This is a genomic window from Falsiroseomonas sp. RANM36, from assembly GCF_056682175.1.
On record NZ_JBWXTD010000004.1, the window covers coordinates 140,297 to 147,508 of the forward strand.

7 protein-coding genes are annotated in these 7,212 nt (G+C 73.1%); 5 read left to right on the top strand and 2 right to left on the bottom strand.

Annotated features, from left to right (window positions below):
* Positions 1 to 110: 110 nt before the first annotated feature.
* Entirely contained in the window at positions 111 to 1,010 is a 900-nt protein-coding gene (locus AC1MIR_RS14430) for a DMT family transporter (protein ID WP_480028891.1), read from the bottom strand.
* A gap of 40 nt (positions 1,011 to 1,050) precedes the next feature.
* A complete protein-coding gene (locus tag AC1MIR_RS14435) occupies positions 1,051 to 1,563 on the bottom strand; it encodes a cysteine dioxygenase family protein (RefSeq protein ID WP_480028892.1) in 513 nt (170 codons plus the stop codon).
* A 211-nt stretch (positions 1,564 to 1,774) separates the two neighbouring features.
* Here AC1MIR_RS14435 and AC1MIR_RS14440 point away from each other — a divergent pair, with 211 nt between their 5' ends.
* The 5 genes from AC1MIR_RS14440 to AC1MIR_RS14460 all read left to right on the top strand — a co-directional run.
* A complete protein-coding gene (locus tag AC1MIR_RS14440) occupies positions 1,775 to 3,514 on the top strand; it encodes a tripartite tricarboxylate transporter substrate-binding protein (RefSeq protein WP_480028893.1) in 1,740 nt (579 codons plus the stop codon).
* A gap of 88 nt (positions 3,515 to 3,602) precedes the next feature.
* The gene (gene dctP, locus AC1MIR_RS14445; protein WP_480028894.1) at positions 3,603 to 4,646 is read left to right on the top strand and encodes a TRAP transporter substrate-binding protein DctP; all 1,044 of its coding nucleotides are present in this window, start codon (positions 3,603 to 3,605) and stop codon (positions 4,644 to 4,646) included.
* 54 nt (positions 4,647 to 4,700) lie between these two features.
* Positions 4,701 to 5,216, top strand: a complete 516-nt coding sequence (locus AC1MIR_RS14450) for a TRAP transporter small permease (protein WP_480028895.1) — start codon at positions 4,701 to 4,703, stop codon at positions 5,214 to 5,216.
* Positions 5,217 to 5,220: 4 nt separating this feature from the next.
* Positions 5,221 to 6,516 (top strand): TRAP transporter large permease, encoded by a 1,296-nt coding sequence (locus tag AC1MIR_RS14455; RefSeq protein ID WP_480028896.1) that lies wholly within the window; start codon positions 5,221 to 5,223, stop codon positions 6,514 to 6,516.
* Between the two features lie 190 nt (positions 6,517 to 6,706).
* Positions 6,707 to 7,212 (top strand): class I SAM-dependent methyltransferase (locus AC1MIR_RS14460; RefSeq protein WP_480028897.1); only part of this gene is annotated, 506 nt, incomplete at its 3' end.

The following is a 7,212-nucleotide window of genomic DNA, read 5'->3' on the forward strand; positions in this document are numbered from 1 at the left end:
GCCCCCCGCCCCCGCGCCCGCGCGGCCGCGCGCGCGCGCCGCGCCGCGCCCCCCCCCCCCCCCCCCCCCCCACGCCCGCCTGGGCGCGGCCGGGCGTCGGCGCCAAGTGATCAGCGCGGCGCCTGCCGGCGCCCGGTGAACAGCACGGCCACCAGCATCCCGCCCACGGCCAGCACCACGCCGGCCAGCTTCGCCGCCCCGAGCGGCTCCTGCAGCACGAGCACCGACAGGATCACCGCCATCACCGGCACCAGCGCGGTGAGGCAGGCGGTGCGCGTCGCGCCCAGCAACTCCCCGGCCCGCGCATAGAGCGTCGTCGCCAGCGCCGAGGCGATCAGGCCCTGCGCGACCATCTGCATCAGCGCCATCTCCAGCGGCAGGTGCGGCACCGCGCCGCCGCCGAGCGCCAGCCAGGGCGGCAGCAGGATCAGCGCCGAGAGCCCGCACAGCGCGGCATTCCCTGCCAGTGCCGGCACCTGCCAGCGCCGCAGCAGCAGGGTGAAGGCCGCCCAGACGGTGCCGGCCGCGACCAGGATCAGGTCGCCCCGCCATGCGCCGGGATGCGCGCCGGCCACGCCGTCGAAGCCGATCAGCAGCACGCCTGCGGCCAGCACGGCGATCGCCAGCATCCGCCCGCGCGTCGGCCATTCGCGCAGCAGCGGGATGCCGAGGACCGCCCCCATCACCGCCGCGGTGATGGGGGCGATGGTCCCGCCATGGCTGGCCGGCGCATGCACCAGGCCCCAGCCGAACAGCAGCGCATTGCCCGCCCCGCCCGTCGCCGCCAGCGCCAGCAGCCGCGGCAGCCCGATCCGGGCCAACCCGTGCCGGGCGCGCCAGGCGAAGGGCGCCAGCACCAGGCCGGCCGCGACGTAGCGCAGCGTCGCGAGGTCGAGCGGCGAATAGCCGGCCAGCGTGCCGCTGCGCATGACAACGGCCTGCGCGCCCCAGGCGAAGGCCGCCGCCAGGCCGAAGCCCAGGCCGATCAGGGTGCTTCGCGAGGGTATCACGCCGCCGGGTGTAGCCGCGCCGCGCCGCGGCGCGAACCGCTCAGGCGGCGAGGATCTCGTTCACGCCGTCGCCGAAGCGGTCGAAGCCGACCCCGTAGCAATGCACGGAGATGGCCGTGCCGCAGCCGAGATTGGCGAGGCGGTGGATCAGGCGCGGATCGGCCGGACCATGATTGGTCGCGCCCGGCGCCAGGAGCTTCGTCGCGGTGGGCACCGGCGGCTCGCCGGGGCTGTAGTAGCTTTCGGTCAGCACGCCGCGGTGGACGCCGAAGGCGCACCAGGTGCGATGCGCATGCACCGGCGACATCTGGCCCGGCCGCCACACCAGCGCGACCACCGCGTAGCCGCCCTCCTGGTCGCTGTGGAGCAGGTGGCGGACATACCGGTCGGGGCAGCAGGGGCAGTCGCGGCCGTCGAGCAGGTCCGGCCGGGTGACGAAGGTGCCGATGGCCTTGGCCACGGCCCGGTCCCTGCCGCCGACAGGTCGCCGTGCGGCCAGCGCGATCTCGGCCAGCATCGTCTCGAGCGCGGTGCGCGGGCGGATATAGGTCATCGCAACGAAGCCATCCCTCTCAGGCGTCAGGATGCCGAAAACTCTTGTTCCGATCAATGAAAAAAGGGGAGCGATTGCTCTCATCTTGGCGAAACGGGGGTGAATAATCCCTGAACGCGGGATGGCGGGGAAAGCTGACGTCTGCCAGGCCAGGCTGGACCCGCGAGGCAGGCTTCGGCAGGCTGCGCGGGCATCTGGGAGGAAGTCCGCCATGCGCCGCCGCAGCCTGCTCGCCGCCATCGCCCTCACGCCGCTGGCGCGACCGGCCTTCGCCCAGGCCTGGCCGGCGCGGCCGCTGACCATCGTCGTCCCCTTCCCGCCCGGCGGCACGGCCGACCTGCTCGGCCGCCTCGCCGCGCGCGAGATCGAGCAGCGGATCGGCCAGTCCGTGGTGGTGGAGAATCGCGCCGGCGCCGGCGGATCGGTCGGCTCGCTCGCCGTCGCGCGCGGGGCGCCGGACGGCTACACGCTGATCCTGTCGAACATTGCGAGCCAGGCGATCGGCCCGGCGGTGAACCCGAACATCACCTATGACAGCGTGAAGGATTTCCGGCATGTCGCGCTGATCGCGGCGGTGCCGAGCGCCATCGCGGTCTCCGCCGCCGGTCCGTTCAATACCCTGCAGGACTTGCTGGCGCGGGCGAAGGCGCAGCCGGGCTCTGTGCGCTTCGGCTCCACCGGCGTCGGCACCTCCTCCCATGTGAAGCTCGAGCTGCTGAAGCGCGCGGCGGGGGTGGACATCACCCATGTGCCCTATCGCGGCAGCGCCCCGGCGGTGACCGACGTCATCGCGGGCAATGTCGAGGGGCTGATCGCGGCGGTGCCCGACATCGGCAACAACGACCGGCTTCGCCTGCTGGCGGTCACCACGGCCGAACGCGCCACGCGCTGGCCGCAGGTGCCGAGCGTGGCGGAGCTCGGCTTCCCGACGCTGGTGGCCTCCAACTGGTTCGGCCTCTCGGGGCGGGGGCGCGGGGGGGGGGGGGGCGGGGGCCGGCGGGGGGCGGCCCGCCGGGGGGCCCCGGGGGGGGGGCGCCGGGGGGCCGGGGGGCCGGCGGGGGGAGGCCGCGGCGAAGGTGAACGCCGCGCTGGTCGAGGGGCTGAACACCCCGGCGACGGTCGAGCGTCTGGCCACCCTCGGCGCCGCGCCGAACCGCATGTCGCCCGCCGACTACGCGGCGATGGTGGCGAGCGAGGTGCCGCGCTGGGCCGACGTGGTCCGCAGCGCCAACATCCAGGCGCAATGAGCGACGAGACCGCGGCGGAGCTGGAGGCGCGGCTCGCTGCCGTCCGCGCCAAGCGCGGCTACCTGTTGCCGCATCACGGGCTGATGGCGCTGGCCTTCCCGAAGCTGCTGGAGGGCTACGACGCGGCCTATACGGCGCTTGCGCTGGACGACCGCGTGCTCTCGCATCACGACCGCGAATTCGTCTGGCTCGCGGTGCTCTCCGCGACGGATGAGCGCGTCGCGACGCATCACATCCGGAAATTCCGCGACGCGGGCGGGACGGATGCGGGGATCGGCGCGGCCTTCGCAGCGGCGGCGCTGGCGATCGGCGCCGAGGCCTTCGACTTCGCCGCGCGCGACTGGGCGCGGCAGCTTTCGCCCTTCGATCCGCGCGCGGCGTATCTGGACGCTTTGCGCCGCGTCGCGCCCAAGGCGCCGATGCGGCTGGTGCACCTGGCCGGCCTTGCGGTGCAGGTCTGCCGGGCACGCTGGCGGCCCTTCGGCTGGCACCTCGAAGCCGCCTATGCCGACGCCGTGCCGGAGGAGGAGATCGCGGAGGCGATCAGCCTGGCGATGTTCCCGGGCTCGGTGCCCTACTTCGTGGAGGCCTGCGCCGAATGGCGGCGGCTGATCCAGGAGGGGCGGCTGCCGGCCAGCCCACGCTTCCAGGCCTGGGCGCGGATGACCGGCCAGGGCGGGCATGACGAGGCGGTCCAGCGCTGAACCGGGCCTCTTGCCCGGACGCGGGACCCGCGGCCATGCTGCGCCGCAAGCCGGCACCCGCGGCGACCTGTTAGGGAGGAAGACCGACATGACCATGCGCCTCACGCGCCGCGCGACGCTGCTCGCCGCCGCGGCCGCCCCGCTCGCGATCCCGCAGCGCGTGCGCGCCCAGCAGCAGTACAAGTCCGAGTACAAGCTGTCGGTGGTCGGCAACCGGCCGATCCCGCTCTCCGAAGGCGCCTTCCAGTGGGCCGACATGGTCACCCAGCGCAGCGGCGGGAAGATCAATGTGAAGGTCTATCCCGGCAGCCAGCTCGTCGGCGGCGACCAGACGCGCGAGCTGGTCGCGATGCGCCAGGGCGTGATCGACTTCGCGGTGTTCTCCACCATCAACATCTCGCCGCAGATCCGCGAGATGAACCTGTTCTCCCTGCCCTGGCTGCTGAACGACCATCGCGGCTTCGACGCCATCATCAACGGCCCGATCGGGGAGGAGCTGTTCGCCACCGTGGCGCGGCGCGACGTGGTGCCGGTGGCCTGGGGCGAGAACGGCTTCCGCGAGATCTCCAACTCCCGCCGGCCGATCCGCACGCCGGAGGACATGCGCGGCCTGAAGATCCGCTTCGCCGCCGGCGCCATCTTCAGCGAGATCTTCACGGCCATGGGCGCCAACCCGGTGCAGATGTCCTTCGCGGACCTGCAGCCGGCGCTCTCCACCGGCGCGGTGGACGGGCAGGAGAACCCGATCAACCTCTTCCTCGCCTTCCGCATGGACACGCTGGCGCAGAAGCAGCTGACGATCTGGAACTACGTGGCCGATGCCGGACTGTTCGTGGTGGCGAAGCAGGTGATGGACGGCTTCTCCCCGGCCGATCGCGCGCTGATCATGGATTGCGCGAAGGATGCGGCGAAGGCGCAGATCGCGGCGAGCCGCAAGGGCATCGGCATCGACGGCGACCGTTCCTCGATCGAGGAGATGGTCCGGCGCGGCGTCACCGTCACCACGCTCGACAACGAGCAGAAGGCGGCCTTCGGGCGCGTGACGCGGCCGGTCTACGACAAGTGGGCGCAGACCGTCGGCGCCGACCTGGTCCGCCGCGCCGAGGCCGCGGTGCGCGGCGCGCGCGCCTGACCCTTTCCTGACGCGGGCGGCGTCGCGCCGCCCGCCCCTTCCGGGACGTCCACCATGCCGGAGCATGCCGATCTCCAGGCCCCGGGCCTCAAGCTCGGGGAAGCGCCGCCGCGCATTCCCGTGACGATCGAGGGGGCGATCGGCGCGCTGATCATGGGCGTGCTCGCACTGATCACCTTCGGCAACGTGCTGGTGCGCTACTTCACCAGCGTCTCCTTCGCCTTCACCGAGGAATACTCGGTGGCGCTGATGGTGGTGATGACCTTCGTCGGCGCCGCCGCGGCCTTCGGCGCGGACCGGCACATCCGCATGACCTTCTTCACCGAGCGCCTGGCGCCGCGCAACGCCAGGCGCGTGGAGATCCTCGTGCTGCTCACCTGCCTGTTCGTGTTCGGCGCGGTGGCCTGGCTTGGCGCCTGGTACACCTGGGACGAGTACCGCTTCGAGGTGCTGACGCCCGGCCTCGGCGTGCCCTCCTGGCACTACACGGTCTGGATGCCGGTGCTCTCCGTCGTGATCTGCCTGCGCATCCTCGGGCGAATGTGGCGCGTGGCGCGGGTGGGCCTGTAGCGCGATGGCCCTCGAAGGCTCGCTGATCCTTCTCGGCGTCTTCTTCGTCCTGCTGTTCCTGGGCGTGCCGGTGGGCGTCTCGCTCGGCGTCGCCGGCTTCCTGGTGATCGCCATCGAGGGGCTCGGCGTGATGGCGCTGCCGACCAACATCTGGACCGGCATCGCCAAGTATCCGCTGCTGGCGCTGCCGATGTTCGTGCTGGCGGGGTTGGTGTTCGAGCGCGCGGGCGTCGCGATGCGGCTGGTGAACTTCGCCGCCGCGCTGGTCGGGCGGCGCACCGGGGCGCTCGCGATCGTGGCCGTGCTGGTCTGCATGGTGCTGGGCGGCATCAGCGGATCGGGGGCTGCGGATGCCGCGGCGGTCGCGGCGGTGATGCTGCCGGCGATGCTGCGCCAGGGCTACCCGCGCCCCTATGCCGCGAGCCTGATCGCGGCGGCGGGCTCGACCGCCGTGCTGATCCCGCCCTCCATCCCCTTCATCGTCTATGCCGTGCTGGTGCCGGGCGTCTCGGTGCCGGCGCTGTTCGTGGGCGGGCTGATCCCCGGCGTGCTCGCCGGGCTCGCGCTGCTGATCCCGGCGGTGCTGCTCGCGCGCATCCACGGCTTCGGCCTGCCCGATTTCAGCGACGACCGGCCGCCGCTCTGGCAGAGCTTCAAGGAGGCGGTCTGGGGCCTGCTGGCGCCGGTGGTGATCCTGGGCGGATTGCGCTCCGGCGCCTTCACGCCGACCGAGGCGGCGGTGGTCGCGGTGTTCTACGGCCTGTTCGTCGGCGTCTTCGTCTATCGCGTGCTGACGCCGCGCGACGTCTATGCCGTGCTGCGCGACGGCGCGGAGATCAGCGCCGTCGTGCTGATCATCGTGGCGCTGGCCAGCATCTTCGCCCATGCCGGCGCGACGGTCGGCGCCTTCGACGCGCTGGCGCGCTTCCTGGTGGGCTTGACCGGGAACGAGGTGCTGATGCTGCTGATGATCACGCTGCTGGTGCTGGTGGCCGGCATGCTGATCGACGCGATCTCGATCTTCCTGGTGTTCCTGCCGGTGCTGCTGCCGATCGCGCGCCAGTTCGGCTGGGACCTGACCTGGTTCGGCATCGTGCTGACGATGAACGTGGCGATCGGCGCCTTCACCCCGCCCATGGCGGTGAACCTGATGGTGACCTGCAAGGTCGCGGGCTGCTCCATCGAGTCCACCGTGCCCTGGGTGGTGTGGTTCGTGCTCGCGATGCTGACGGCGTTGCTACTCGTGACCTTCGTGCCGGAACTGGCGCTGTTCCTGCCGCGGCTTCTGGGCGACCTGTAGCGCCGGACCCGACGCCCGAGAGACCGCTGCCGACACGGCGTTCATCCCGAGGGCGCAGGCCAGAGGCCCGCGCTCGCTCTTCGCATGACGCATCCGCCCGGGCCGCATGCGGCCGTGGGCCCCCCCCCCCCGCGGGCGGGGGGCCCCCCCGGGGCGGCCCGGGGCGGCGGCTTCGCGCATCGCGCCGGGGATGCGGGTGCTGGATGCCGGCTGCGGCACCGGCGGCTTCGCGGCGGCGATCCCCGCGGCGCGGCATGTCGGGCTCGATCCCTTCTTCGCCGGCGCGGCGCCGGCGGGCCGCGACATCCGCGCCGAGACCGTCGCGGAACACGCCGCGACGCATGCGGGCGCCTATGACGCCGGCGTCGCCTTCCAGGTGATGGAGCATCTGCCCGATCCGCTCGGCTTCGCGCGCGACCTGGCGCGCTGCGTCCGGCCGGGCGGGCTGGTGATGCTCGGCGTGCCGCTCTGGCCCTCCAGCACCACCGCGATCCCGAACTTCGCGCTGAACGCGCCGCCGCATCATTGCAGCCTGTGGTCGTCGCGCGCGCTGCATGCCCTCGCCGAGGCGGCGGGCCTCGATCAGGCGGAGATCATCGAGTTGCCGCCCGGCGGCGCCCCCGCGCGGGTGGCCCGGGGGGCGCCGCGGGGGGCGGCGCCCGCGGCGGCGGCCGGGGTGCGGGCGGCGGGGGGCGG